Here is a 24064-nt window from a genome sequence, read left to right as displayed (position 1 = left end):
TTACGACCTTCCACACCCCGCACCGATGCCTATCCCTGCCCCGCAACCGGCCCGCCTGCCCCTGGCTGCCGCCCTCGCCCTGTGCGTGTTTCCGGCCGCCAGCGCGCTCGCGCAGGACAGCGCCACCACGCTCGACAGCATCCAGGTGTCGGGCAGTTGGTTGGGCACCGGCCTGCACGACAGCGTCAAGAGCTTCGCTGGCGCGCGTACCGTGGTCGATCGCCAGCGCATCGAGGCCAGCGGCGCCGCCAGCCTGGGCGATGCCATGCGCCGCATTCCCGGCGTGCAGGTCACCGACAACTCCGGCACCGCTGGCAGCTCGGTCTCGCTCAACATCGGCGTGCGCGGCCTGACCGGCCGTTACTCGCCGCGCTCGACCGTCCTGCTGGACGGCGTGCCACTGGCGGTTGCGCCGTACGGCCAGCCACAGCTCTCCTTCGCCCCGGCCAGCCTGGCCAACATCGAATCGATCGACGTGGTACGCGGCGGCGGTGCGGTGCGCTACGGGCCGCAGAATGTCGGCGGCATCATCAACTTCAGCACCCGCGCGATTCCGACTGCGGCTGGCCTGCACGGCGAGGCCGGCGTGCGCTACAGCGCTTACGACCACGGCGGCGGCGACAGCACCCAGTACAACGCGTTCCTCGGCGGCACCGCCGACAACGGCCTGGGCATGGCCCTGCTGTATTCGGGGCAGGACGGCCGCGGCTGGCGCCAGGGCAGCGATGACCGCTTCGATGATCTGGCGCTGAAGTTTGCCTATGCCATCGACGCACAGCAGGAGCTGCGTGCCAAGCTGTCGTACTACGACGTGCGTTCTCTGACTCCGGGCGGCCTGACCCGCGCCCAGTACCAGGCCGATCCGTTCCAGAACACCCGCCCGTCCGACTTCTGGAAGGGCCATCGCACCGGCATCGACCTGGGCTACACCAACACGCTGTCGGAGAACAGCGAGTTCGAGGTGCTGGCGTATTACAACGAAAGCAACCGGGCCAGTTCGCTGATCAACGCGGCCAACACACAGATCACGGTGCAGCCGCGCGACTACCGTGTGCTCGGCATCGAGCCACGCTACACCCAGCGCCTGCACTGGGGCAGCAGCGTGCACGACATCACCGCCGGCTACCGCTTCCTGCGCGAGCGCGGCAACGACCGCAGCTACACCGTTACCCGCCGTACCGGTGCGACCGGCGCGACCACCCGCTTCGACAACGCCACCGATGCGCACTCGTTCTACGTTGATGACCGCATCGCCATCGGTCAGTGGCGGATCACGCCCGGCGTGCGCATGGAGTGGATCGACATGGACCGCCGCCAGGCCGGCGGCGGCGCGACCTTCAGCAGCCGCAACGACAAGGCCCTGCCCTCGCTCAACGTCGCCTACCTGTTGACCCCGCAGCTGACCGTGTTCGGCAACTACACCACCTCGTTCGGGCCCGTGCAGAACATCCAGTTGAACTCGCAGAGCGCGACCAACCCGCTGAACCCGGAAATCGCCAGGACCACCGAGCTGGGCGCGCGTTGGCAGGATGGCGGGCTGCGTGCGGAAGTGACCGTGTTCAAGATGCGCTTCGACAACCAGATCCTGCAGGTGCCGGGCATCACCCCGCCCACCTTCCAGAACATCGGCGCCACCGACCACAAGGGCGTGGAAAGCGCGATCGAGTACCGCTTTGCCGAAAGCAGCGCGCTGGCCGGGCTGGAACTGTACGCGAACTACACCTGGACCAAGGCCATCCAGCAGTCCGGCGACAACCGCGGCCTCGATGTGCCGTTCTACGCGCGCGATACCGACAGCGTCGGCGCCCGTTATGCGCTGGCCGGCTGGACCTTCAACGTGTCCAGCACCCACCAGAGCGGCCAGTTCTCCGATGCCGCCAACACCTGGGAAGAAGCCGCCGACGCGCGCGTAGGCCGTGTACCCGGCGTACGCCTGTGGAACGCGCAGGCCGCCTGGCAGCTGCCCTGGCTGGCCGACAGCGAGGTCGCGGTGGGCGTGAACAACCTGGCCGACAAGCGCTGGTACACCCGCAACGTGGATGGCAACGCCGGGCGCATGGTGGCCGCGCCGCGCACGTTCTACGTGCAGGGCCGCTACCGCTTCTGAGCATGGCAACCGCCTGATGCGGTGACGGTAGCGCTCACGGTGGCGGCGTATCATGCCGCCACCATGTCCTCCACCGCTTCGCCATCGCGCCTGCATCTGGCCTTCCAGGGCCTGCGCCTGCGCCTGCGCGGCAGCGACCTGTGGTTCATCGCCCTGGCGCTGGTGGTCGGGCTGATCGCCGGCGGCCTGACCCTGTTGCAGGCTGGGCTGGCACGCACCCTGCAGACGGCGTTGTATGGGCTGGACGAGGGCATGCGCCTGAGCTCGCTGCCCGCTTTGACCTGGACTGCCCTGCTGGTGCTGCCGCTGGGTGGCCTGGTGGTGGGCCTGGTCAGCCTGGCTGCCACGCGCCTGAAACGCCCCCTGCTGGATGCCGTGGAAGCCAATGCACTGCATGGCGGCCGCATGTCGATGCGCGACAACCTGATCGTGTTGACCCAGACCCTGGTCTCCAATGGCTGCGGTGCTTCGGTCGGACTGGAGGCGTCGTATACGCAGATGGGCGCCGGCAGCGGTTCGCAGCTGGGGCGGGTGATGCGCCTGCGCCGCAACGACGTGCGCATCCTGGTCGGTGCTGGCGCGGCCGGTGCGATCGCCGCGGCCTTCGGTGCACCGCTGGCCGGGGCCTTCTACGCCTTCGAGATCGTCATCGGTGCCTATACGCCGGCGGCACTGGCGCCGGTTGCGGTGGCCGCGCTGGCCGGTGCCTTCGTTGCCGACCAGGCCGGCGTGGACGCCTATCTGCTGCCGGCGGCATCGACCATCGACGTGCGCGCAGCCGACTATGCGATCTACGGCCTGCTCGGCTGCTGCTGTGCGATGGTCGGCATCGTGGTGATGCGCCTGATCGCCTCCATCGAAGGCACGGTCAAGCGCAGCCCGCTGCCGTTGTGGGGGCGCCCGGTGGTGGGCGGCCTGCTGCTGATTCCGCTGGCACTGGCCAGCCCGCAGGTGCTGTCGTCCGGCCACGGGGCGCTGCACCTGGACCTGACCACCCATCTGCCGCTGATCTGGATCGGCGGACTGCTGACGCTGAAATGCCTGGCCTCCGGCATTTCGCTGGGCTTCGGTTTCCGCGGCGGCCTGTTCTTCGCCTCGCTGTTCATGGGCACCCTGGTCGGCACGCTGTTTGCCGGGCTGCTGGCGATGGCCACCGGCGTCCCGGTGGTCGACGCCACGTCGGCAGCGCTGGCAGGCATGGCTGCACTGGCCGCGGCGGTGGTTGGCGCGCCGATGACCATGGCCATGCTGGTGCTGGAAGGCACCCACGACTTCCTGCTGACCAGCGTGGTGATGAGCGCCGTGCTGGTGTCCAGCACCCTGGTGCGGCAGTGGTTCGGCTATTCCTTCTCGACCTGGCGCATGCACCTGCGCGGGGAAACCATCAAGAGCGCGCGTGACATCGGCTGGGTGCACAACCTCAATGCCGGGCGGATGATGCGCAAGGGTGTGGCCACCGCCCCGGCCGACCTCGATGCCGCCGCCTTCCGCCAGCGCTTCCCGCTGGGCTCGGGCAGCCGGGTGATCCTGATCGACAGTGAAGGCCACTACGCTGGCATCGTGCAGATTCCGCGCCTGTTCGGCGACGGCGTGAAGCCCGAGGACGTCGTAGGTACGTTCGCCGAGAACCGCGACGTGGCCCTTGCCACCAGCGCCGACGTGGTGACCGTGATGCAGCGGTTCGACCAGACCCAGGCCGACGAGCTGGCGGTGGTGGCCGACGATGGCCAGGTGCTGGGCGTGGTGTCTGAAGCATTCGTGCGCAAGCGCTATGCGGAGGAACTGGACAAGCGCCAGCGCGAAATGATGGGCGAGCGCGTCGACGAGTAGATCCACGCCACGCGTGGATGATGCCCCCTGCCCCTCCACGCGTGGCGTGGATCTGCTGTCACCTGCGGGAGGTAGACTGCGGCCATGCGCTTCATTGAAACCTTCCAGGCCGGCCCCTTCGCCGACACCGTGGTCAGCCTGCTGGCGGCGTTCGTGCTCGGCACCCTGATCGGCGCCGAACGCCAGTACCGGCAACGCACCGCTGGCCTGCGCACCAACGTGCTGGTGGCTGTCGGCGCTGCCGCCTTCGTTGACCTGGGCATGCGCATCGCCGGCAGCGCCGAGGCCGTGCGGGTCATCTCCTACGTCGTCTCGGGCGTCGGCTTCCTCGGCGCCGGCGTGATCATGAAGGAAGGCATGAACGTGCGCGGCCTGAACACCGCCGCGACGCTGTGGTGCTCGGCTGCCGTGGGCAGCTGCACCGGCGCGGACATGCTGGCCGAAGGCGTGCTGCTGACCGTACTGATCATCGCCGGCAATACCCTGCTGCGGCCACTGGTGAACGCGATCAACCGCATCCCGATCAACGAAGCCGCCAGCGAAGCGACCTACGAAGTGCGCCTGAGCGTGGATGCCGACGCGGTGCCGCGCGTGCGCGAGCGCCTGGTCGATGCGCTGGAAGCCGCGCAGTACCCCGTTGGCGACGTGCAACTGGTGGAGCACGCCGATGCGCCCACTGATGTGATCGCAGTGCTGGTCAGCACCGCGGTCAGCGCCGACGAACTGGACGTGGTGCTGGCGCGGATGGAACAGGTGCCGGGCGTGCTGCATGCCACCTGGGAAGTCAGCACCCGCGATTGAGCGGGTGTCGGCAGTTCATCCGCGCGCTACGCGCTGCTGCGCTCGCAGCAACCTGCGGAACGAGGCGCAGCGCCGAGCATCCTCGGCGTGTGGACAGGCGGCAGCCCGCCGCAGCCGATCCTGCGCCCGCTGCAATCTGCGGATCTGCTGCTGCAGCGCATCGGCCCGGGCCAGCAATGCCGTGCGATCCAGTGCAAGCCCTGCCCCCTGCGGCATCGCTGCGCCGATCTGCTGCAGCGACAGGCCTGCCGATTGCCCCAGGCCGATCAGTGCCAGCCGTTCCAGCACCTGCTCGTGGTACTGCCGGCGCAGGCCGCGACGCCCCAGCACCTGCAACAGGCCGAGCTGCTCGTAGTAGCGCAGCGTCGAGGCCGGCACGCCACTGCGGCGGACCACCTCACCGATATCCAGTTCCTGCATCGTGCTTGACCTCAAGTGGGCTTCAAGCGCCACCATGGTCGCACTCCCCGCGCAAGGCAAGCCCATGGACGATTCACTCCCGCTCGATCAGAACACGCTCTGGAACGGCGCCGCCGGCGAGAACTGGGTCGCGCAGCAGACCCTGCTGGACGGCCTGTTCCAACCGATGGCCGATGCCCTGCGCGACGAGCTGCCGGTTACCGTCACGGAACTGCTGGACGTGGGCTGCGGCACCGGCGCCAGTACGCTGAGCGCCGCCGCAGCACGCCCTGACGCCCATTGCACGGGCGTGGACATCTCCGCACCGATGCTTGACCTGGCCCGCCAGCGCGCCGCCGCGATCGGGCGCGGGGTCGACTTCATCGTTGCCGATGCCCAGCGCCATCCCTTCGCAACGGCGCGCTACGATTGGATCCAGTCGCGCTTCGGGGTGATGTTCTTCGAGGACACGCAGGCCGCCTTCGCCAACCTGCACCGTGCCGCCCGAACGGGCGCGGGCCTGCGCTGCATCGCCTGGCGCAGCGCCCAGGAAAATCCGTTCATGACCACCGCCGAGCGCGCCCTTGCAGACCAGCTGGTGCTGCCGGCGCGGGTACCGGGTGCACCGGGGCAGTTCGCTTTCGCCGATGGCGAACGGGTGCGCCGGCTGCTGCAGCGTGCCGGATGGCAGGACGTGGACATCGCGCCGCTGGACCTGACCTGTTTCCTCAGCCGTGATGCGCTGGCCAGCTACGTCGGCCAGCTCGGACCTGTGGGTCTGGCCCTGCGTGCGTTGCCGGCCGCACGCGCCGAAGCGCTGCTGCAGCAGGCGCTGACCGCGTTCGCACCGTTCATCGACGGTGACCGTGTGCGGGTGGAAACCGCCTGCTGGATGATCCGCGCCCGCGCATAGCAACAGAAAAGGGGACGGAGGGGATCAAGTCGTTCATGCCCCGGTTGTGCGGGAAACGACTTGATCCCCTCCGTCCCCTGCTTCTCTACAAGGCCTCGCCGGCATCGGCCAGCCGCGATTCGATGAGCGCATACCACTGCTCGAGCATGTCGACCAGCATGTCCAGCTCGGCGTCGGCACGCTGCGCGCGGCCGCTGCGCAGGCACGCCTGTGCTTCCTGCAGCTGGGTGAGGAAGCCGGCAACGGTGTCGGCCTGCAGGATGAGGCCCGGCAGCCGGCGCCCGGGAATGCGCACGACCGCATGGTTGCCGAGCTGGCCGTACACGCTGAGAGTGGCTTCCGTCTTCATGGACAAGGGCAGGAATTGGGCATTCATCAGGTGCACCAGGGAAGAAACCTGCCCACCGGCAGGCGTGGAAAACGGGGGAGACGTTTCCACGTCCTGCCGGCAGAACAGGGGGGACTCGGGATGCCGGGGCACGCCCCGGCGCGGGGATTCAGTGCGATCGGGCCACGCCCGCGATCTGCACCCGGCGATTGGGCGCCAGGCAGGCGATCAGTTCGCGCCGGTTGCGCTGGTCGCACTGCACCAGCGGTTCGGCCGCACCCCGCCCTTCAGCGCTGATGCTCGCCGCGGATACGCCGCCCTGTACCAGCGCCATGCGCACCGCCTCGGCACGTCGCTGCGACAGCGTCTGGTTGTAGGCAGCGCTGCCGATGCGGTCGGTGTAGCCGACCACCTGGATCGACTGCACCTGGCTGGCCTCACGCACCTGCGCCAGTACACCCTGCACGGCCTGCTGGCCGCTGGCACTGAGTACGGCACTGTCGAAGCCGAACAGTGCATCGGCAGCCAGCCGCAGCGGCTGCTCCGGCAAGGGCGCCGGCGCCGGCGGTGGCGGCGGACGCGGCGGGTCGAGGACCGCTGCGCACGATTCAGGCTTCCAGTAGCCGCCCTGGGCGATGCCCTTGTTGTCGAAGCGCACCTGGAACTGGCAGGTGAAGTACTCCGCGCCCTGTGCGGTGCGGAAGTTGAACAGGTAGTTCCACTCGCGCACGCCCCACATGCCTTCGTTGAAGTGCGGGGTGCCGAGCAACGTGTACAGCTGGCGCTTGCTCATGCCCGGTGCGAACCGGCGCAGGTCGGCGATATCCGGATAGATGCCTTCCTTCAGCGATGCCTTGCTGGCCTCCGGGAAGGTGACGGCGGTGCTGTCGGCGGGGCCGTCGGCGGCCGGTGCGTGGCTGCGGCAGGCAACCAGCAGCCCCGCGGCCAGGATCAGGCCCAGCGTGGCGGCGACGCGGCCACTGCGAGCGATGCGATGCGGTTTCATGTCATTCCCCCTGTAGACGTTGCCCGCTGCGCCGGGCCGCGAATGCGACCCGGCGCAGGCGATCACCACTGGATGCCGGCACCGACGGCCACACCGGCCTCGCCGCGGCTGTTGGTGGAACCACTGAACTTGTAGATCCAGCGACCGCCCTCGGAGACACCGGAGATGCCCAGGGCCACGCCGGATTCGCCGTTGTAGCTGCCGGCGGCGATCGAGGCCATGTTGCGGCCAGCCTCGCTGGGCTGCGGCAGCGATGCGGTTGCCATCGCCGAGGCGATGCCGGCCGAGGCGCGGTTGTCGGTCTTGCGCAGGTCGCGTTCGAAGCCGCCCATGCGCTCATCGGTGTAGGCCTTGGACCAGTCCAGGGTCTGCGCCATGCCCGACTTCAGCTGGTCGACGTTGACCGCGTCGGTACCGGCGGTGCCGGCAGCGACGTTGCGCACCGTGGTCGGGCCGCTGCTGGTGCTGCCCAGGGTCACGCTGTTGTAGTTGGTGGTGCCGTTGGTGGTGGTGTCATAGCGGATCGTGCCCTGCTGCGAAGCCTGCAGCTGGCGCACGTTGACCGCATCGGTCGCCTGCGAACCATCGGCCACGTTGACCACCTGGCGTTCGGCACCGGCTGCACCCACCGACACCGTATTGGCGCGGTTGGCGACCGAGCCCGCACCCAGCGCCACCGAGTTGTCTGCCTGCGCCTGCGAGCCGTTGCCCAATGCGGTCGAGTTGGCCCCGGCCGCAGTGGAGCCGGCACCGCCCGCGGCGGAGTTGGCGCCGGTGGCGGCCGGATCGGCCAGGTTGTTGCTGTTGTTGGCGCGGAAGCTGCCGGCAACGTTGGTGATGTTCTGGATCTTCTGGTCGGTGTAGGCCTTGGACTGGTCGATGGCGTAGTTCACGCCGTTCTTCAGCTGGCCGACGTTGGTCGCATCGTGGTCGTCGGAGCCATCGGCCACGTGGGTGATCTTGCGCTCGCTGCCACTGCTGCCCACCGCCACCTCACCGGACGAGTTGCTGGCGCCGGCCTGACCATAGGCACCGGTATAGCCGGTCTGCGCACCGACGCTGGCCACCGAACCGGCACCCAGCGCAACACTGTTGCCCGCGCTGGCATTGGCACCGTTGCCGACCGCTACGCTGCCCGCACCGGCTGCGCTGGCCTGCGGGCCGACCGCCAGTGCTTCGGCACCGGTGGCCGTGGCTGCGGCAGCCGTGGAGTTGACCGCCAGGTACGGGCTGCCGCCGCCGCTGCTGATGCGCTGGTTGAGCACCCGCAGCGAGCCATCCACTGCAGAGAACGCAGCGGTGACGTTGCTGTAGTCGTTGCCGGTGATGGTGCCATCGGTGGCGATGGTGGAGATGTTGAAGGTCGGCGCGGTCCACAGCCCGGTGCTGCCGTTGTACACGGTGCTGCCACCGAAGTAGCTGGCCACCGTCTGGTGCGTGCTGAACAGCTGGTCGCCGGTGATGGCATCGCTGCTCCCCGCCAGGATGCTGCCGGCGGCCACGTTGGTGACTTTCACCGGTGCACCGCCGGTACCGCTGAGGGTCACGGTATCGACCACATTGCCACTCCCGTCCACGTCGTACTTCACGGCGCGCGCATCCAGGTCATCGGTCTGCTCGGCCACATTTGCCAGCGAATTGCTGACCGCATCGAAGGCCGTGCCGACGTCGTTGTAGCTGCCCTGGCTGACCGTGCCATTGGCGGCGACGTTGTTGAGCGTGTAGGTCGGCGCGGTGACCACGCCATTGGCATCCACTGCAGCGCCGCCGCCGAGGTGGGTGGCCACCGTCTGGTTGGCCGCGAACAACTGCGCACCATTGATTGCTTCGCTGCTGGCCGCGCTGATCTGGCCCGGGCCGAGGTTGCGCAGCGTGGTGGCGGTGCCGGACTGGCCGAGCGTCGCACTTGCGTAGTTGACGCTGCCGTCGCCGTTGAGGTCGTAGCGCAGTGCGCCCTCTTCGGAGGCCTGCAACTGACCCAGGTTGACCGCATCGGTGCTGGCGGTGCCGGCGGCGACGTTGGTGACCTGGCGTTCGGCGCCCGCGGCACCGATCGACACGCTGTTGGCACGGTCGGCCAGGCTGCCGGCACCGACCGCGATGCTGTTGGCGGCGGTTGCGCTGGCACCGGCACCGACGGCGATCGCTTCGGCGCCGCTGGCCACGGCGTCGGCACCGGTCGAATTCACCCGCAGGTACCGGGTGCCGGTGTTGCGGATGTCGTTGATCTGGGTGTTGAGGTTGACCAGCGAACCATCCACCGCATCGAAGGCGTCGGTGACGTTGTCATACAGCCCCGGGGCCACGGCGCCACCGGTGGAGATGGTGCTGATCTCGAACAGCGGTGCGGTGAACGTGCTGGTGAGCGGATCGAACGCTGCGCGTCCGCCGAAGAACTTTGCCATCGTGTCGTTGCTGGCGAACAGCTGCGCACCATTGACCGCCTCGCTGCTGGTGGCGTTGACCGCGCCGGCGGCCAGGTTGCCGATGGTGGTGGTGCCGGTGCCATTGCCGAGGGTGACACGGCGATAGTCGGGGTCGCCTGCACCATCCAGGTCATAGGTGACCGCCGCCGCGCCGACCGCATCGATCTGGCTGATCGCACCCTTCAGCTGGGCCACGTTGACGGCATCGGTGTTGGCGCTGCCGGCCGCCAGGTTGGTGATCTGCCGCTCGCCACCGCCTGCGGTGCCCACCGACACTTCGCCCGCCGACACCTGTGCGGTGGTCAGGCCGTAAGCGCTGTAGCTGGCCTGCGCGCCGCGCAGTGCGGCCGAGCGATAGCCCAGCGCCACCGAGTTGGCCTGGTTGGAGGTGCTCTCTGCGCCGAGCAGGGTCTGCCCGTTGGCAGTGCCGCTGGCACTGTCGCCGACCACCACCGAGTGCCCCATGCGTGCTGCATAGTCGGCGGTGGGAACACCGGTCGGATCGCTCGGATCATTGGCGCCCGCGCCGGGGAAGGCAACGTTGGCATCGACCTTCGGCAGCTCATGGCGGGCGTTGGCACCGATCACCACTTCCTTGGAGCCGTTGGCATAGGCGCCATCGCCCATCAGCACCTGGTAGTCCTGCGCTGCGTTGACCGCCCAGCAGGAGATGTCCGCCAGCGCGATGTCCAGGCACTTGGCCGCCCAGGCCGGCGAGTCCGTCGGCAGCAGCAGGCCGAGCAGGCCACCGGGATTGCCGTTGTTGATGTTGTAGATGTAGCTGTCGGAGGTGACGCCACCGATCAGGGTCAGGTGCGAGCTGCCACCGGTGACCGCGCCACCCAGTCCGTTGAGCGTGGTGCCGACCGGCGTTGCATTGACCACCGGCAGGCCGAGCACGTTGACCGTGGAATAGGTCTGCATGACGTTGGCGGTGCTGAGCTTGAGGTTGCCGTTGGACAGGTAACCGGTGCCGCCGAACAGGCTGGCGGTGGTCGGGCCGAGCAGTTCGGTGACACCGCCCACCAGGCCACCGGTACCGATCACCAGGCCCGCGTTCGGGTCGGCAGCGGCGGGCGCCTTCGGGCTGGTCGGCGGAATGGCCGACGGCGAGGTCAGGCCGAGGCTGCCCAGGGTATTGCCGACCAGGCCACCGACGGCGCCGGTCAGGTTGCCGACGGTGCCGTTGAGGTCACCATTGAGCAGGCTGCCGACCGCGCTGCCAACGCCGTTGAGCGCAGTGCCGACGCCGTTGAGCAGGCCGCCCAGGCCAAGCGCGCTGTTCTGCGCGGCGACGGTTGCGGTGCCGGCCAGCTTGAGATTGCGATCGGCGACGATTTCCTCGCCGTCCTTGCCCTGCACCCGTACCTTGCCTGCCACGCCGGTATCGAACGCTGCGGTGATCGCGCGGTCATCGGTGTCACCCGGCAGCTCTTCCTTGGCCGGCAGTGTGACCGCTGCGGTGGCACCGATCTGGCCTTGGCCTTCGATGTGATTGCCGGCCACGACCAGCTGCGAATCGACCTTGCCATCCACGGCCGCCTTCAAGCCGGACGGCGTTGCACCCGCTGCCGCGGCAACCCGGGTGCCGGCGTCAATGCTGGCAACCGGCTTGCCGGCGATGCCGACATCGGCCTTTGCTGCCGCGTTGGCGGCCAGACCCAACGGCGCCTGTGCGGCCGGTGCGACGTTCGCCGCAAGCGCGGCATCGACACGGGTAGCGGCTGCAGCGCCAACACCGATGTTGGCGCGCACGTCGGCGCCCAGCACCGGTGCAGGCACCTGGCGCGGCGCGGCGCCGGCCGCCAGCTTGACCTGCACGGTGGCCGGCAGCACGTCGCGCACGACCGGCAATGACGTTGTGCTCAGCTGCAGGCCGACGCGTGCGTTGGCACTGATCGCCGGGTTCGCCTGTGCCTGTCGTGCAGCCGCGGCCAGCGCCACTTCGGCGTCCACCTTCACCGGCATCGGCTGGGTGTACTTGGCCGCCAGCGCCTGCAGGTCGCGCAGCGATTGATTGGCCTCTGTCGCCGCCGCAGGTCCGCTGGCCAGCACGCACAGCAGTGCCATGGCCAGGGTGCTGGGCACCAGAAGGCTGGCACGACGGTCGCGCGGTGCGGTACCACCGCTATCGCCGGTGGCCAGTTCCGAGGCCACAACCAGAGCATTGAGCTGGCGGTTCCATACACGCCGGTAGATGCGGTTCATGAGCATTTCCCCCGTAGGCGGACAACTTGAATGTCAGTGGACTTGCCGTTAGGCAGGTGACTGACATTTCGCGCCTTTCAGCGAGGGCTGAGCACTTCATTCCGGCAGGGCAATCGCGCATTCCGGCAAATCCACGGCCGGATTCGGCAGCCACATATGCAAATCCGGCAGGGAGGGCTGGCCGGGCTGCCGCCCGGCACCCGCAGAGGCAACGGCAACGGCAACAGCCGAAAGCAAAAGCGGGTTTCCTGCGGGATGGCGGGGTGGGTCCGGTTGCGGGGGACGCCGTAAACCCATCCTTGGGGGCTTGGCCGCGGCATCCATGCCGCGGACACCCCCGCAACTGGACCCACCCCGCCTTCGACAGTTTCCCGCGCGCTTTAGATGTAGCGCCGGGCCAGGCCCGGGCGAGGGAAAGTCGGATCATCAATTTCGATTTAGATCGAAATAATCACTGAAAATCGAAGTTTCACTACGCTCAGGGTGAATGCATGACGCCCAATCCCACCGCCCTCGGGAAACTGTCAGGGGTGGGGCGGTGTGGGCTTGCAGGACCGTTGGCGCCATGGATGGCGCCATCGAGCCCCCATGGACGGGTTTACGGCGTGTCCTGCAAGCCCACACCGCCCCGCCAACCCGCGGAAAACCCAGAGCCGGCTGTTGCTTTGGCTTTGGCTTTGGCTTTGGCTTTGGCTTTGGCTTTGGCTTTGGCCTCTGCGGGTGCCGGGCGGCAGCCCGGCCGATACCCCTCAGGCTGGCTGGCCGAGCTGTGCCGGCGCGCGCATCAACGTGTCACGCGGCAGTTCGCCGAACACTTTCCGGTAGTTGTCGGCAAAGCGGGAAAGATCCCACAGCCCGCAACTGAGGGCGATGGCCTTGACCGAGCGCCGGTTGGAATCGGCCATCGACAGGCTGCGGCAGGCCGCGCACAGCCGCAGCATCGACAGGTAGCGATTGGGCGAGGTGCCGAACAGATCCTCGAACGCATAGCGCAGGCCACGCTCGCTGACGCCGGCGGCGTCACAGATTTCATTCATGTAGATATTGCGGCGAAGATTGAGGCGCATGAAGTTCTCCGCCCGCTGCGCGATCAGGTAATGCGTGCGGCGGGCGCGGCTGCAACTGGGCCGATCGGCTGGGCCGGCACCGAGCAGCGCCTGGACATGCTCGTGCAGCAGGCGCTCGGTTTCTTCCGGCTGCAGCCCACCACCCTGCCCCAGCTGCGCGTGCAGTTGCCGGTAATGGCGTACCAGCGGCATCGCATCATCGCCAAGGTTGAACAGTGAAAGCGCCTGCCCCGCCGGTGGCGTGCTGCGCAGGCTCAGCTCGGTCAACTTGCGCTGCACGCGCGCGACCGGCACCAGCATCAGCGTCATCTGGGTACCAGGGCTGAGAGTGAATTCACTGATGCCTTCGGGCATCACGGTCAAGGCCATGCCCGGCGTCAGCGGCACGCCATGGCACCAGCTCAATGCATCATCGGTGGTGTGCAGGTAGCCGAGCATTGCCCAGTCCGGCGGCAGCATGAAACGGCCGCGGCAGTGGAAGCCACAGGTGATGCTGCAGAACAGGGCTTCCTCGTGAACGCGCGAAGCAAATGCCGCGCGCGGACCATTGCCATCCAGCAGCAACAGTTCCACATCGCACACGCGGAGCACGCCGCTCAGCGTGGCCAGGTCGATTGACCTGAGATCGCCGTCGTCGTTGTCTTCCACCCCACCATCGACCATGACAGTGTCGTCCCCCGTTTGGCCTGCCGCACGACCCCGCCCCCACTGCCTGACAGGGCGCACGCCGTTTCCAAGAGCATCGTCCGTTGCCGAGAGGGACGCTGCGACGCACGCGCGTCCCTCCCTGAAAATGCAAAACCTTGAATGCGAGTATGCCCGATAATCGGCAGTCGTAAACAGGGTGTTTCGACGCTGCGGAATTATCAGCTGCGTGAAGAAAATGTGCGCGCCGATGGCATGGTTTTCGCAGGCGCGCGGATGGGCATCACATTATCTGCACGACCATGAATCGTTTTGCGCAGGAACGGATTTACGTCACAGATCCGCGCCGCAATATTCAGGCATCCAGCGAATCTGCCGAATTTGCATATAGGTTCCGGTTGCAGGGAACCGCCATTCAGGCAAAGTCGAATACACGGTGATCGGGCACGCAGACAGCGGCCACACCCAGGGGGACAGCATGACCATGCACGTACGAGATACCGTTTCGACCACCGGCCTGGAGCTGGGTGGTCGTGGTTGCGCGGCCGCTGCCCTGCCCGGGAATGATCACCCTGCTTGAGCACAGCGGGATTGCCCGCCGTGCCTCCTCCGCCAGGATGGCGGGGGCCTACGGACGGTCCCGGCGGAGCCGGGCCACCGGCCATGCAGGTGTCCTGCAGCAACTGACAGGTAGAGGGAGACAACCGTCATGAACGCATCGATCCGCAAGTTCCTGAAAGAAGAAGATGGCGTGACCGCGCTCGAATACGGGCTGCTGGCCGCCGTGATCGCCGGCATCCTGATCGTGGTGGGCAGAACCCAGATCACCGCGTTCTTCACCACGTTGTTCACCCGCCTGCAGGCCATTGCCACCGACGCCACCACCACCTAGCCAGCGCGCAGGGTGCAGCACCTGCGGTCGCTTCGATGGCGGCCGCGGTGGCCGATGAAGGGTTCTGCAACTGTCCAGTGACGGACAACGAGGGTGTGCGATGACACTGCTGGGATTGCTGGCCATGGGAGTGTGCCTGCGGATTGCGATCAGCGATCTGTACGCCCGCCGCGTGCCCAACACCTGGCTGCTGGCCGCGTGCGCGATCGCCGTGCCCCTGATCATCGCCGGCCAGTTCAATGCAACGCGCACGGCCTGGGCGCCACACCTGCTGGGCGCAGTCGTTGGCCTGCTGGCATTGCTGCCGTTCTATGCGGTGCGCTGGATGGGCGCCGGCGATGTGAAGTTCTTCGCCGTGCTCGGCCTGCTGCTGGGCTGGAAGGCATTGCTGCCGGTCTGGGTGCTGGCCAGCCTGGCCGCAGGCGCCCACGCCGTGCTGGTGCTGGCCGGTCGGCAGTTGGCCGGTCACCTGCCGCTGCGCCTGCAGATGCAGGTAAACCGCGCCAGCACGCACTTGAATGGCCACGCTGCCCTGCGCGAACTGCATGCCGCGCGCGAGGGGCGACAGGGCATTCCCTACGCAGCCTACCTGGCCTTCGCGGCGATTGGCTGGGTGTTGGCAACCACCTATGGAGGCGTCGCATGAAAGCGTTCGCGCGCCAACGCCAACGCGGCGTGGCCAGCATCGAATTCGCGTTGATGCTGCTGCTCGGCCTGGTGCCGCTGCTGCTGCTCACCTTTTCCGGCGTGCTGATCATGGCCGCGCAGCAGACGCTGGCGACGGCCTCGGCCGAGGGCGCGCGTGCTTCGCTGCGCTTTGGCAACGCCGGCGAGCGGCGCACCGCCGCCTGCCTGGCGGCCCGCCGCTCCATGCAATGGCTGTTGCAGTTTTCCGGGCAGAACCCGGACTGCAGCGGCGGCGGCACCGGCGCCATCGTGGTCTCGCCGCAGGCGCCCTGCGCCGGCCTGGCGACGGTGCAATGCATGACCGTGACGGTGAGCTACGACTATGCGTCCCATCCCTTCCTGCCCGGCACCGCAACGCTCTATGGCTGGGTGATGCAGGCCCCCATCCGCAGCGTCGCGGTCGCCCAGCTGGACCTCGGCAGTAACTGACGATCGGTACAGGAGACGATTTTCATGCTCAAGTTGACCCGCATCGCCGCCATCGCGCTGATCGCGCTCGCCGTGCTGCTGGCCGTGGTCGCCTTCGTGATCGGGCGCAAGCCTGCGGCCTCGGCGGACAACCCGAGCACGATCGTGAAGGCCGATGCGCAGACCTTCAGTGTCGTTGAAGCCACCGCGCGGCTACCCGCCGGCGAGCCGATCAGCGCCAATGGCGTGCGGCTGACACAACGCACCGCAGAAGTGCCGGGGGCCGTTGCCGACCTGGCAGCGGTGGTCGGCAAGGTGCCGGTGCAGGACATCAGCGAAGGCAGCGCGATTGGTGCCAGCCTGCTGGCACAGGGCTTCTCGCTGCAGCTGCGGCCGGGTGAACGGGCATTGGCGGTGCCGGTCGATGAGCTGGTCGCGGCAGGCAACCGCATCCTGCCCGGTGATTTCGTCGATGTCTTCCTCAACCTGCGCAGCGCCGCTACCAGCTACAACGGCCAGCAGGACATCGCACAGACGCGGTTGCTGCTGTCACGCCTGCGCGTGCTCAGCTACGGACAGCAGGACATCGCGGCAGCCCCGACGAGCAGCCAGGGCCAGGCCCCGGCCACGGCAGGCAACGACTCACGTGCAGCCGATATCACCAGCGGTTCCAGCAGCGCCCCCAGCAACGCAAACGGTAGCGATGCCACGCAGCCGGCGCGCACCGCGGTGCTGGCGGTGCCGGTGGCCGACGCCAACCGCCTGCTGCTCGGCGCACAGCAGGGCAAGCTGTTCCTCGCCCTGCGCAATCCCGCCGATACCGGCCTGCCGGATGTGGCGCTGTTCCCACAGGCGCGCGGCGTGCTGGACCCGGTGCGCGGCCTGGACAACGAGCAGCAGCAGGCCCTGCAGCGACCGGAGAACAACGCCTACGCCGGCCTGGATGGCGATGCGCTGGCTGGCCGCGGCAGCAGCGTGCAGCGCAGCGTCCACGAAACGCCGGCGCGTGCACCGGTGCAGCGTCGCTCGACGCCGCGACCGGCGGGCATCGAAATCATCCGCGGCGACACTGCTGCCCCCCGCGGCTCCCTTTGACCCTTGCCGAGAGCGCACATGACTGAACGTCGCCACCGCCTACGCCCCACTGTCCGCCAGCGCTGGCTGGCCCTGCTGCTGGTGCTGCTGGCACCGGGTGCGAGCGTGGCTGCCGACGATCTGCTGCTGCAGACCCGCGAACAGCGGCCATGGACGCTGCCGGCCGACCTGGAACGGGTTGCCATCGCCGACCCCGGCGTAGCTGACATCGTGATGCTGCGCGGCGCACGCCAGGCGCTGCTGGTAGGCAAGGCCCCCGGCACCACCACCCTGCTGCTCTGGCATCGCAAGCAGAGCGAACCGCAGCGCGTGCAGGTGCGGGTGCAGAGTGCCGTGCAGGGCGCCGCCGATGCCGGCTCCAGCGGACTGGTGTTCACCCAGCAGGACCAGCAGGGGCTGCTGCAGGGAAGCAGCGACAGCGTGCTGGCGCACATGCAGGAGCAGAAGACCGCGGTGATGGCGCTCGGCAAGGACGGCAGCCTGGCCGATGCCTCCACCATCAGCAGCGGCGGCGTGGTGCAGGTCGAGGTGAAGGTGGTCGAGTTCAACAAGACCGCGCTGAAGCAGATCGGCATCAACTTCCAGAACCGCAACGGTGGTTTCGCCTATGGATTCGCGCGGCCGGGCGGGCAGCTGCCAGGCAACACCGGCATCCTGCCTGGCATGAAGGAAGGTGAGTCGAGCAACGAAAGCGAGTCACCGATCTCCTCGGCGTTCAGGCTGGTGTTCGGTTCGACCAAGGGCCTGTGGAACGCCGATGTCGACCTGCTGCAGGCCAACGGCATGGCGCGCGTGCTGGCCGAGCCCACTCTCGTCGCGCTGTCCGGGCAGAGCGCCAGCTTCCTGGCCGGTGGCGAACTGCCGATCCTGGAGCCGCAGGGGCTCGGCACGACCACGGTCACCTACAAGCCCTTCGGCATCGGCCTCACCGTTACTCCCACGGTGCTCTCACCGAACCGCATTGCGTTGAAGGTTGCCCCGGAAGCCAGCGACCTGGACTACACCAATGCGATCGCGCTCAACGGCGTGCAGATCCCTTCGATCACCACCCGCCGCGCCGACACCACCGTCGAGCTAGGCGATGGTGAGAGTTTCGTCATCGGCGGCCTGGTCAGCTCCACCGTGGCCTCGACGGTCAACAAGATTCCGCTGCTCGGCGACCTGCCGATCATCGGTACGTTCTTCCGCAACTTCGACTACAAGCGCCAGGACAAGGAACTGGTGATCATCGTCACCCCGCGGTTGGTACAGCCGATTGCCCGCAATACCGAACTGCCGCTGCCCGGCGATCGCGAAGCCAAGCCGAACATGCCCGAATGGGGCGCGTGGCTGCTTGGCCCGATCAGCCGCGATCCGGTTCCCGGTTTCTCGCGCTGACCTGCATGACGTCTCCGGTACTACGCCCATGCCCTACGCCACTGCCCTGCCGCTGCACCCGCAAGGACCACCGATGAACCTGGTCCTGTACGGGATCGACCGTGAACTGCTGCCGCGCCTGGCTGCCAAGCTGCCGCCGGCCACGGCACTGCACTGGCAGGACAGCAGCGAGCCGACCTCGGCCCAGGACCTGCAGCGTGGCCCGCAGAACCTGGTGCTGCTGGACTTCCGCCCGGAGCATGCCTCGGCATCGACGGTACTGGCGCAGCAGCTGCAGCAGACCCAACCCGAATTGACCCTGGTGGCCGTGGGCGCCACCAGCGCCGGCCAGGTGGAAGGCGTGGTGATGGCGCTGCGCGCCGGCCTGCGCGATGTACTGGACCTGGACAGTGACAACACCGGCATCGAAGCCGCCCTGCGTCGCGCTTTGTCACCGCGCCCCGCCGCAAGCGCACAGCAGGCGCACAAGGCGCGCCTGATCGTGCTGCTGGGCGTGCGCGCCGGCGTCGGCACCAGCACGTTGGCCGCACACCTGTCGGTGCTCGCACAGCAGACCCGCACCCTGGCCCAGGGCGATGCCGCCGTGCAGGACGGGCTGCTGATGGAGCTGGCGCAGCCGGCCGGCGACCTCGCCCTGTACCTCAACCTGGACAGCCGCTTCCACTACGAAGATGCGCTGCGCAATGCCAGCCGCATCGATGCCACCCTGGCCCGCACGGCGATGGCCCGGCACACCAGCGGACTGGTCCTGCTCGACCGTGCCAGCGGCAGCGACGCGCTGCCCCCGTCCGATCCTGGTGCGCTGCTGCAACGACTGCGCGGCGTGTTTTCCAGCGTACTGTGCGATGCCGGCGGCTGCCCGCTGCGGCAGCTGCCGCCGCTGCTGCTGGACCAGGCCGATGAAATCTGGCTGGTGGCCGACGCATCGATCGCCACCCTGGTGTCGCTGGACCACGCCCTGAAGCACCTTTCCGGCCAGCGCGACCGCGAGAAGCGACTGCAGCTGGTGATCAACCGCCACGACGACAACAGTGGCATGAGCCCCGAACAGATCGCGCGCCGCTTCGAGCTGCCGCTGCTGGCCACCCTGCCCGAGCGGTCGCGGGTACGCGCCTCCGCCAGCCATGGCCATCTGCTGCTGCAGGATGCGCCGCGCGACCCGTACCTGCGTGCCCTCGCCCCGCTGGTGCAACGTCTGGATCCGGCTGCCTGCCCGGTCCAGGCGCACGGCCTGCGGGAAAGACTTGCCCTTGCCCTGGGTGGATCGCAATGGAAGACAAAGTGACCCCGTTCCCGCACGTTGTCGCCCGCAGCACGGTGCCGGAGCATGCACCGGGCAGCCTGCCGTTCGCACAGACCGAGCAGTACCAGAAGGTGCTGTCGGCCGCGCACGAGCATCTGCTCAACAGCATCGAAGACGAGCGCATCGACATCGATTCCTGGGCCCCCGACACCATCGCCCGCTGGGTGGAAGTGCAGACGGTCAGTTTCATCCAGGAATGGCGCATCCCCATCAACGAAGAAGAAATGCAGGTGGTGGCCGAAGGTCTGGTCAAGGAGCTGACCGGTTTCGGCCCGCTCGATGACCTGCTGCATGACCCCACCATCGAAGACATCCTGATCAATGGCTTCAAGGATGTGCATGTCTCCCAGGGCGGGCAGCTCAAACGCGCACCTCAGCGCTTCACCGATGACACCCACCTGCTGCGCATCCTGCGCCGCATCATCGCCCCGCTCGGCCGCCGCCTGGATGATTCCAATCCGATGGTCGATGCACGCCTGCCCAATGGTGGCCGCCTCAACGCGATCATCTCGCCACTGGCGGTGGACGGGCCGATGGTGTCCATCCGCAAGTTCCGCAAGGATCCGTTCACGCCCGACGAACTGCTGGCCAAGGGCACCTTCGATGCGCCGATGCAGGCACTGCTGAAGGCGATGGTGCTGGGCCGCTGCAACATCCTGGTGTCAGGTGGCACCAGCTCGGGCAAGACCTCGCTGCTCAATGCGCTGGCCAGCTATGTGCCGGCCAACGAACGCGTCATCACCGTGGAAGACACCGCCGAGCTCTCGCTCAACCACCCGCATGTGGTGCGCCTGGAGAGCCGCATCGGTGGCGCCGAAGGCCAGGGCGCGGTCAGCATCCGCGACCTGGTGCGCAACAGCCTGCGCATGCGCCCGGACCGCATCGTGGTCGGCGAGGTGCGTGGCGCCGAGGTGCTGGAGATGCTGCAGGCGATGAACACCGGCCATGACGGATCGATGGCCACCATCCACGCCAATTCACCGCGCGACTGCCTGTACCGCATCGAGATGCTGGCCGGCTTCGCCGGTTTCCAGGGCAGCGAAGACAGCCTGCGCCGGCAGATCGCCAGTGCCATCGACTTCATCGTGCAGATCTCGCGCCTGGGCAGCGGCCGCCGGGTGCTGGTATCCATCACTGAAATCACTGGCGTCAGCGACAACCTGATCACCACCCAGGAGATGTTCCGCCACGAAGTGCAGATCGATGGCAGCGGCAAGGAAATCGACCGTTGGATCGGCCTCGGCTTCCAGCCACATTCGCACAAGCTGGAGCCGTTCCGGCAGTTGCTGCGCGAATCCCTGTACGGAGACTTCTGAGCATGGGTACCGGCCTGCTGCTGGGTGTGCTGAGCATCGTGTCGGTGCTGCTGGCGCTGGCGGTGTGGCTGTGGGGGACGGCCAGCAGCCGCGAACAGCGCCAGGCCTCGCTGCAGCATGCCGAGCAGCAGCTGGCGCGCGGCACCGGCGCTGCCGCCGCGCCGGCCGATGCAGCACGGCAGGCGGCGCTGCCTGCGCCGGGTCGCCGCGCCCTGCCCTGGAACGGGCTGCTGCAGCGTGCCGGCCTGGCACCGGGCTGGAAGCTGCCGCTGCTGATGCTGCTGCCGGGCATCGCCCTGTCCGCGTTCGCGGTGTTGCGCCTGGGCACCTTCTGGATGTTCCCGCTGACCCTGCTGCTGTACCTGCTGGGCTGCTGGCTGTGGCTGATGCGCCGTATCGGCAAGCTGCAGGCGCAGCTGCTGCACCAGCTGCCGGACTTCCTCGACAACCTGGTGCGCCTTACCGCGCTCGGCAACAGCCTGCAGGCTGCCTTCCAGGTCGCGTCGATGCAGACCAACGCGCCGCTGCGCGGCCTGCTCGACGCCACGGTGCGCTATGCACGTGGCGGCATGGACCTTGACCGTGCGCTCAACCTGGCCGCACAGCCCTACCGCATGGACGTGCTGAAGGTGCTGGCGGTGGTGATGGGCGTGAGCGTGCGCATCGGTGGCCGTGCCGACCAGATCCTGCAGCGCATGGGCGACTTCATGCGTGACCTGGAACAGGCGCAGCAGGAACTGGCCGCAACCACTTCTGAAACCCGCATGTCGGCATGGGTACTGGGCCTTCTGCCGCCGGCCAGCGCGGTGCTGATGGCGATCTCCAGTCCCGAATTCTTCCAGCCGGTGCTGCACGACCCACTGGGCCACAAGATCCTGCTGATCGCGCTGGCGCTGGAGTTGACCGGCGCCTTCCTGCTGTACCGCCTGGCCAAATCACTATGAACATCCCCGTCCACGCAGGAGGCATCCAATGAGCGCCAGCATCTGGTTCGTGGCTGCCCTGCTGGTGTTGGCCGCCGGCGTCGCCCTGCTGGGGCTTGGCAGCTGGGTGCGCAGCCATCGCGAGGACCGCAGCGAGGCCACGTTGAAGACAGCGCTGCGTCCGCGCGAAAGCGACGACACAGCGGCTGACGCACGCAAGGACTCACTCGGCTGGCTGGAGCAGTTCGGCCGCGGACTGAGCGGCGGACGCCTGGAAGCGGCGCTGCTGGCCGGTGAGGATCGCCTGCTGCTGGACCTGGCCGGCTGGAACACCCGCCGCGGCACCGCCATCTACCTCGGCCTGCGGCTGCTGCTGGCGGTCCTGGTACTGGGTATTGCGCTGACGCTGAGTGACGCCACGGGGTTGTCGAGGATCATGGTGGTGATCGGCGCGCTGGCTGCTGGCCTGCTGCTGCCGAAGTTCGCGCTCAGTGCGTGGGTCAAGCGGCGGCGACGCGCGGTGAACAATGAGCTGCCGCTGTTGATCGACCTGCTGCGCCTGCTGCAGGGCGTGGGCTACAGCATGGATCAGAGCCTGCAGACACTGGGCGACAAGCTGCGCGACGCACTGCCGGTGCTGGGTGGGGAAATCCAGGAAGCGAATGTGTCCTACACCCATGGGCGCACGCGCGCGCAGTCGCTGCGCCGGCTGAGCGATGTGTACGGCGATGACGATCTGTCCAGCCTTGTGCAGTTGATCCTGCAGGTGCACGCCCACGGCGGTGCCGTGCAGGAACCGCTGCGCCAGTTCAGCGTCCGCCTGCGCGAGCAGCGCCGCAACGCGCTGAAGGAAAAGGTCGGCAAGCTCTCGGTGAAGATGACCGTGGTGATGATGCTGACCCTGCTGCCGGCACTGATGCTGGTGCTGGCCGGACCGGCGCTGGTCGCGCTGGCCACTACCTTGTCGAAAATGGGATGACCTTCATGCCTGTCCTGCGCCCTGCCTGCCTGTTGCTTGCCCTGGTTGCCGCCGTTGCCGGCTGCAGCTCCACCACGCCGAAGTACCTGCGTGCGCCGAGCCTGGCCGAGCCGACGCCGGCCCCGCAGGACAGCCGCAACGCCTACCTGGAACTGATCCAGCGGATGCAGCAGCAGGGCGCCTGGTACGCTTCGCTGGCGCACGTGGATGCGTTCCGCCAGCGCTACGGCGATACCCCGGCACTGCGCCTGCTGCAGGCCGACGCACTGCGCCAGACCGGCCAGATCGATGCGGCGCTGGCGCTGTACCGCGAACTCGGCAATGGCCCGCAGGCCGCCGCCGCTGCACACGGCATGGGCCTGATCGCTGCCCTCCGCGACGACGACCAGGGCGGCGAACAGGCGCTGGCACGTGCCACCCAGTTGAGCCCGCTGAACACCGATTACCTCGGCGACCTGGGCTATGCACGGCTTCGTGCCGGCCGCTTCGAACAGGCACGCGAGCCACTGGCCAAGGCGCTGGAACTGTCGCCAGGCAATGCCAAGGCCACCGCCAATCTTGCCCTGTGGGCGCTATTGCGTGGCGACACTGCCACCGTCGAACGGCTGGCCCAGCAGGCCAGCTTCAGCGAGGAGACCCGCCGCAGCGTGGAACAGCAGGCGCAGCAGATCCGCGCGCGGCTGCAGCAACGCCAGGCCGCTGCCACGGCTGCAGCGGCGGCAGCGGCACAACCAGTTGCTTCGGTAGCTGCCAACTCCGCCAACGCAGGCCCACGCTTGGCCGCCGAACCGCGCCGCGATGGTCGCGACGAACGCGACCCACCACGACTGCCGCCCTCGATGCTGGAACGCTTCGGCTCCACCGACCATCCCACCGGGAACACGCCATGACCTCGACGCCGCTGATCCGCTGCATGCTGCCGGTGCTTGCCGGCTTGTCTTTCGCTGCGGTTGTGCAGGCGCAGACGCCGCAGCAACCGTTGACCGGGCAGATGCTGGGTGGTGCCGCGCCCGCGCCGGCAGCCGCTCCCCTGCACAGCGAGCCGTTGGCTACCGTGGACGTATCGCCGCCACCAGCCGCAGCGCCCATCGCAGCCCCCGCAGCCCCTGAAACCAGGCCTGATTTCGGCGGCACGCAGTTACAGCCCAACACCTCGCAGATCGGTGACACCACTCGCAGCCTGTTCCGCCTGCAAGCGTCCGGCGAGGTGGCCGGTGCCCGCCTGCCGATCCTCGGCGACCAGGCCACATCCAGCTACGCGCGTTACCTGAAGAGCTTCCAGTACGACATTCCGCAATTCTTCGAAACCGACGTCGCCAAGTCCGCAGGATCCTCCCGATCCGGACGCTGAGGC

General features: G+C 67.9%; 20 protein-coding genes. 15 read left to right on the top strand and 5 right to left on the bottom strand.

What is annotated here, in order from left to right:
- Positions 1 to 25: 25 nt before the first annotated feature.
- The 3 genes from ABIA73_RS00540 to ABIA73_RS00530 all read left to right on the top strand — a co-directional run bounded on the left by ABIA73_RS00540 (position 26) and on the right by ABIA73_RS00530 (position 4738).
- Complete coding sequence (locus tag ABIA73_RS00540; protein ID WP_032975303.1) at positions 26 to 2107, top strand: TonB-dependent receptor family protein; 2082 nt, start codon at positions 26 to 28, stop codon at positions 2105 to 2107.
- A gap of 63 nt (positions 2108 to 2170) precedes the next feature.
- Positions 2171 to 3937: a chloride channel protein gene (locus ABIA73_RS00535; RefSeq protein ID WP_354275233.1), complete on the top strand. Its 1767-nt coding sequence runs from the start codon at positions 2171 to 2173 to the stop codon at positions 3935 to 3937.
- An 84-nt stretch (positions 3938 to 4021) separates the two neighbouring features.
- On the top strand, positions 4022 to 4738 hold the full coding sequence (locus ABIA73_RS00530; protein ID WP_315828962.1) for an MgtC/SapB family protein: 717 nt from the start codon (positions 4022 to 4024) through the stop codon (positions 4736 to 4738).
- A 15-nt stretch (positions 4739 to 4753) separates the two neighbouring features.
- Here the strand turns inward: ABIA73_RS00530 and ABIA73_RS00525 are convergent, their stop codons facing one another.
- Positions 4754 to 5158, bottom strand: a complete 405-nt coding sequence (locus tag ABIA73_RS00525) for a MerR family transcriptional regulator (protein ID WP_025878553.1) — start codon at positions 5156 to 5158, stop codon at positions 4754 to 4756.
- Between the two features lie 64 nt (positions 5159 to 5222).
- On the opposite strand from ABIA73_RS00525, the gene ABIA73_RS00520 reads away from it, so the two are divergent.
- On the top strand, positions 5223 to 6050 hold the full coding sequence (locus ABIA73_RS00520) for a class I SAM-dependent methyltransferase (RefSeq protein WP_134832703.1): 828 nt from the start codon (positions 5223 to 5225) through the stop codon (positions 6048 to 6050).
- 85 nt (positions 6051 to 6135) lie between these two features.
- Here the strand turns inward: ABIA73_RS00520 and ABIA73_RS00515 are convergent, their stop codons facing one another.
- From ABIA73_RS00515 to ABIA73_RS00500, 4 genes are all read right to left on the bottom strand, one after another.
- The gene (locus tag ABIA73_RS00515) at positions 6136 to 6426 is read right to left on the bottom strand and encodes a DUF6959 family protein (protein ID WP_170929478.1); all 291 of its coding nucleotides are present in this window, start codon (positions 6424 to 6426) and stop codon (positions 6136 to 6138) included.
- Positions 6427 to 6547: 121 nt separating this feature from the next.
- Complete coding sequence (locus ABIA73_RS00510) at positions 6548 to 7384, bottom strand: OmpA family protein (RefSeq protein ID WP_025878550.1); 837 nt, start codon at positions 7382 to 7384, stop codon at positions 6548 to 6550.
- 62 nt (positions 7385 to 7446) lie between these two features.
- Entirely contained in the window at positions 7447 to 12018 is a 4572-nt protein-coding gene (locus tag ABIA73_RS00505) for a YadA-like family protein (protein ID WP_354275232.1), read from the bottom strand.
- Positions 12019 to 12767: 749 nt separating this feature from the next.
- Positions 12768 to 13748, bottom strand: a complete 981-nt coding sequence (locus ABIA73_RS00500) for a helix-turn-helix domain-containing protein (protein ID WP_354275231.1) — start codon at positions 13746 to 13748, stop codon at positions 12768 to 12770.
- A gap of 691 nt (positions 13749 to 14439) precedes the next feature.
- Between ABIA73_RS00500 and ABIA73_RS00495 the strand changes: the two genes are divergently transcribed.
- From ABIA73_RS00495 to ABIA73_RS00445, 11 genes are all read left to right on the top strand, one after another.
- Positions 14440 to 14622 (top strand): Flp family type IVb pilin, encoded by a 183-nt coding sequence (locus ABIA73_RS00495; RefSeq protein WP_025878547.1) that lies wholly within the window; start codon positions 14440 to 14442, stop codon positions 14620 to 14622.
- 100 nt (positions 14623 to 14722) lie between these two features.
- Positions 14723 to 15268 carry an A24 family peptidase gene (locus ABIA73_RS00490; RefSeq protein ID WP_032975294.1) on the top strand — a complete coding sequence of 182 codons (546 nt, stop codon included), beginning with the start codon at positions 14723 to 14725 and terminating at the stop codon, positions 15266 to 15268.
- On the top strand, positions 15265 to 15738 hold the full coding sequence (locus ABIA73_RS00485; RefSeq protein ID WP_025878545.1) for a TadE/TadG family type IV pilus assembly protein: 474 nt from the start codon (positions 15265 to 15267) through the stop codon (positions 15736 to 15738). The genes ABIA73_RS00490 and ABIA73_RS00485 overlap by 4 nt, the downstream gene beginning before the upstream one ends.
- Before the next feature lie 24 nt (positions 15739 to 15762).
- On the top strand, positions 15763 to 16812 hold the full coding sequence (gene cpaB, locus ABIA73_RS00480; RefSeq protein WP_248151507.1) for a Flp pilus assembly protein CpaB: 1050 nt from the start codon (positions 15763 to 15765) through the stop codon (positions 16810 to 16812).
- A gap of 18 nt (positions 16813 to 16830) precedes the next feature.
- Positions 16831 to 18189, top strand: a complete 1359-nt coding sequence (locus ABIA73_RS00475) for a type II and III secretion system protein family protein (RefSeq protein WP_025878543.1) — start codon at positions 16831 to 16833, stop codon at positions 18187 to 18189.
- 28 nt (positions 18190 to 18217) lie between these two features.
- On the top strand, positions 18218 to 19474 hold the full coding sequence (locus tag ABIA73_RS00470; RefSeq protein WP_033831342.1) for a CpaE/TadZ family protein: 1257 nt from the start codon (positions 18218 to 18220) through the stop codon (positions 19472 to 19474).
- Entirely contained in the window at positions 19459 to 20808 is a 1350-nt protein-coding gene (locus ABIA73_RS00465) for a TadA family conjugal transfer-associated ATPase (RefSeq protein WP_025878541.1), read from the top strand. The genes ABIA73_RS00470 and ABIA73_RS00465 overlap by 16 nt, the downstream gene beginning before the upstream one ends.
- A 2-nt stretch (positions 20809 to 20810) precedes the next feature.
- Positions 20811 to 21752, top strand: a complete 942-nt coding sequence (locus tag ABIA73_RS00460; RefSeq protein ID WP_354275230.1) for a type II secretion system F family protein — start codon at positions 20811 to 20813, stop codon at positions 21750 to 21752.
- Between the two features lie 28 nt (positions 21753 to 21780).
- Positions 21781 to 22710 (top strand): type II secretion system F family protein, encoded by a 930-nt coding sequence (locus ABIA73_RS00455; RefSeq protein WP_033831344.1) that lies wholly within the window; start codon positions 21781 to 21783, stop codon positions 22708 to 22710.
- A 5-nt stretch (positions 22711 to 22715) separates the two neighbouring features.
- Positions 22716 to 23600 (top strand): tetratricopeptide repeat protein, encoded by an 885-nt coding sequence (locus tag ABIA73_RS00450; protein ID WP_354275229.1) that lies wholly within the window; start codon positions 22716 to 22718, stop codon positions 23598 to 23600.
- Positions 23597 to 24061 carry a DUF3613 domain-containing protein gene (locus ABIA73_RS00445; protein ID WP_099784487.1) on the top strand — a complete coding sequence of 155 codons (465 nt, stop codon included), beginning with the start codon at positions 23597 to 23599 and terminating at the stop codon, positions 24059 to 24061. The genes ABIA73_RS00450 and ABIA73_RS00445 overlap by 4 nt, the downstream gene beginning before the upstream one ends.
- Positions 24062 to 24064 lie beyond the last annotated feature (3 nt).

The sequence above is a fragment of the Stenotrophomonas sp. 2694 genome (assembly GCF_040548715.1).
In the GTDB taxonomy this organism is placed as follows: domain Bacteria; phylum Pseudomonadota; class Gammaproteobacteria; order Xanthomonadales; family Xanthomonadaceae; genus Stenotrophomonas; species Stenotrophomonas indicatrix.
This window is presented reverse-complemented; position numbering and strand designations above follow the sequence as displayed.

What these genes read in the sequence shown, in the direction of transcription:
- ABIA73_RS00540 (WP_032975303.1), top strand. Translation starts at nt 26, where the DNA reads ATGCCTATCCCTGCCCCGCAACCGGCCCGCCTGCCCCTGGCTGCCGCC.
- ABIA73_RS00535 (WP_354275233.1), top strand. Translation starts at nt 2,171, where the DNA reads ATGTCCTCCACCGCTTCGCCATCGCGCCTGCATCTGGCCTTCCAGGGC.
- ABIA73_RS00495 (WP_025878547.1), top strand. Translation starts at nt 14,440, where the DNA reads ATGAACGCATCGATCCGCAAGTTCCTGAAAGAAGAAGATGGCGTGACC.
- ABIA73_RS00490 (WP_032975294.1), top strand. Translation starts at nt 14,723, where the DNA reads ATGACACTGCTGGGATTGCTGGCCATGGGAGTGTGCCTGCGGATTGCG.
- ABIA73_RS00485 (WP_025878545.1), top strand. Translation starts at nt 15,265, where the DNA reads ATGAAAGCGTTCGCGCGCCAACGCCAACGCGGCGTGGCCAGCATCGAA.
- cpaB (WP_248151507.1), top strand. Translation starts at nt 15,763, where the DNA reads ATGCTCAAGTTGACCCGCATCGCCGCCATCGCGCTGATCGCGCTCGCC.
- ABIA73_RS00470 (WP_033831342.1), top strand. Translation starts at nt 18,218, where the DNA reads ATGCCCTACGCCACTGCCCTGCCGCTGCACCCGCAAGGACCACCGATG.
- ABIA73_RS00475 (WP_025878543.1), top strand. Translation starts at nt 16,831, where the DNA reads ATGACTGAACGTCGCCACCGCCTACGCCCCACTGTCCGCCAGCGCTGG.
- ABIA73_RS00445 (WP_099784487.1), top strand. Translation starts at nt 23,597, where the DNA reads ATGACCTCGACGCCGCTGATCCGCTGCATGCTGCCGGTGCTTGCCGGC.
- ABIA73_RS00520 (WP_134832703.1), top strand. Translation starts at nt 5,223, where the DNA reads ATGGACGATTCACTCCCGCTCGATCAGAACACGCTCTGGAACGGCGCC.
- ABIA73_RS00465 (WP_025878541.1), top strand. Translation starts at nt 19,459, where the DNA reads ATGGAAGACAAAGTGACCCCGTTCCCGCACGTTGTCGCCCGCAGCACG.
- ABIA73_RS00510 (WP_025878550.1), bottom strand. Translation starts at nt 7,384, where the DNA reads ATGAAACCGCATCGCATCGCTCGCAGTGGCCGCGTCGCCGCCACGCTG.
- ABIA73_RS00515 (WP_170929478.1), bottom strand. Translation starts at nt 6,426, where the DNA reads ATGAATGCCCAATTCCTGCCCTTGTCCATGAAGACGGAAGCCACTCTC.
- ABIA73_RS00460 (WP_354275230.1), top strand. Translation starts at nt 20,811, where the DNA reads ATGGGTACCGGCCTGCTGCTGGGTGTGCTGAGCATCGTGTCGGTGCTG.
- ABIA73_RS00450 (WP_354275229.1), top strand. Translation starts at nt 22,716, where the DNA reads ATGCCTGTCCTGCGCCCTGCCTGCCTGTTGCTTGCCCTGGTTGCCGCC.
- ABIA73_RS00455 (WP_033831344.1), top strand. Translation starts at nt 21,781, where the DNA reads ATGAGCGCCAGCATCTGGTTCGTGGCTGCCCTGCTGGTGTTGGCCGCC.
- ABIA73_RS00525 (WP_025878553.1), bottom strand. Translation starts at nt 5,158, where the DNA reads ATGCAGGAACTGGATATCGGTGAGGTGGTCCGCCGCAGTGGCGTGCCG.
- ABIA73_RS00530 (WP_315828962.1), top strand. Translation starts at nt 4,022, where the DNA reads ATGCGCTTCATTGAAACCTTCCAGGCCGGCCCCTTCGCCGACACCGTG.
- ABIA73_RS00505 (WP_354275232.1), bottom strand. Translation starts at nt 12,018, where the DNA reads ATGAACCGCATCTACCGGCGTGTATGGAACCGCCAGCTCAATGCTCTG.
- ABIA73_RS00500 (WP_354275231.1), bottom strand. Translation starts at nt 13,748, where the DNA reads ATGGTCGATGGTGGGGTGGAAGACAACGACGACGGCGATCTCAGGTCA.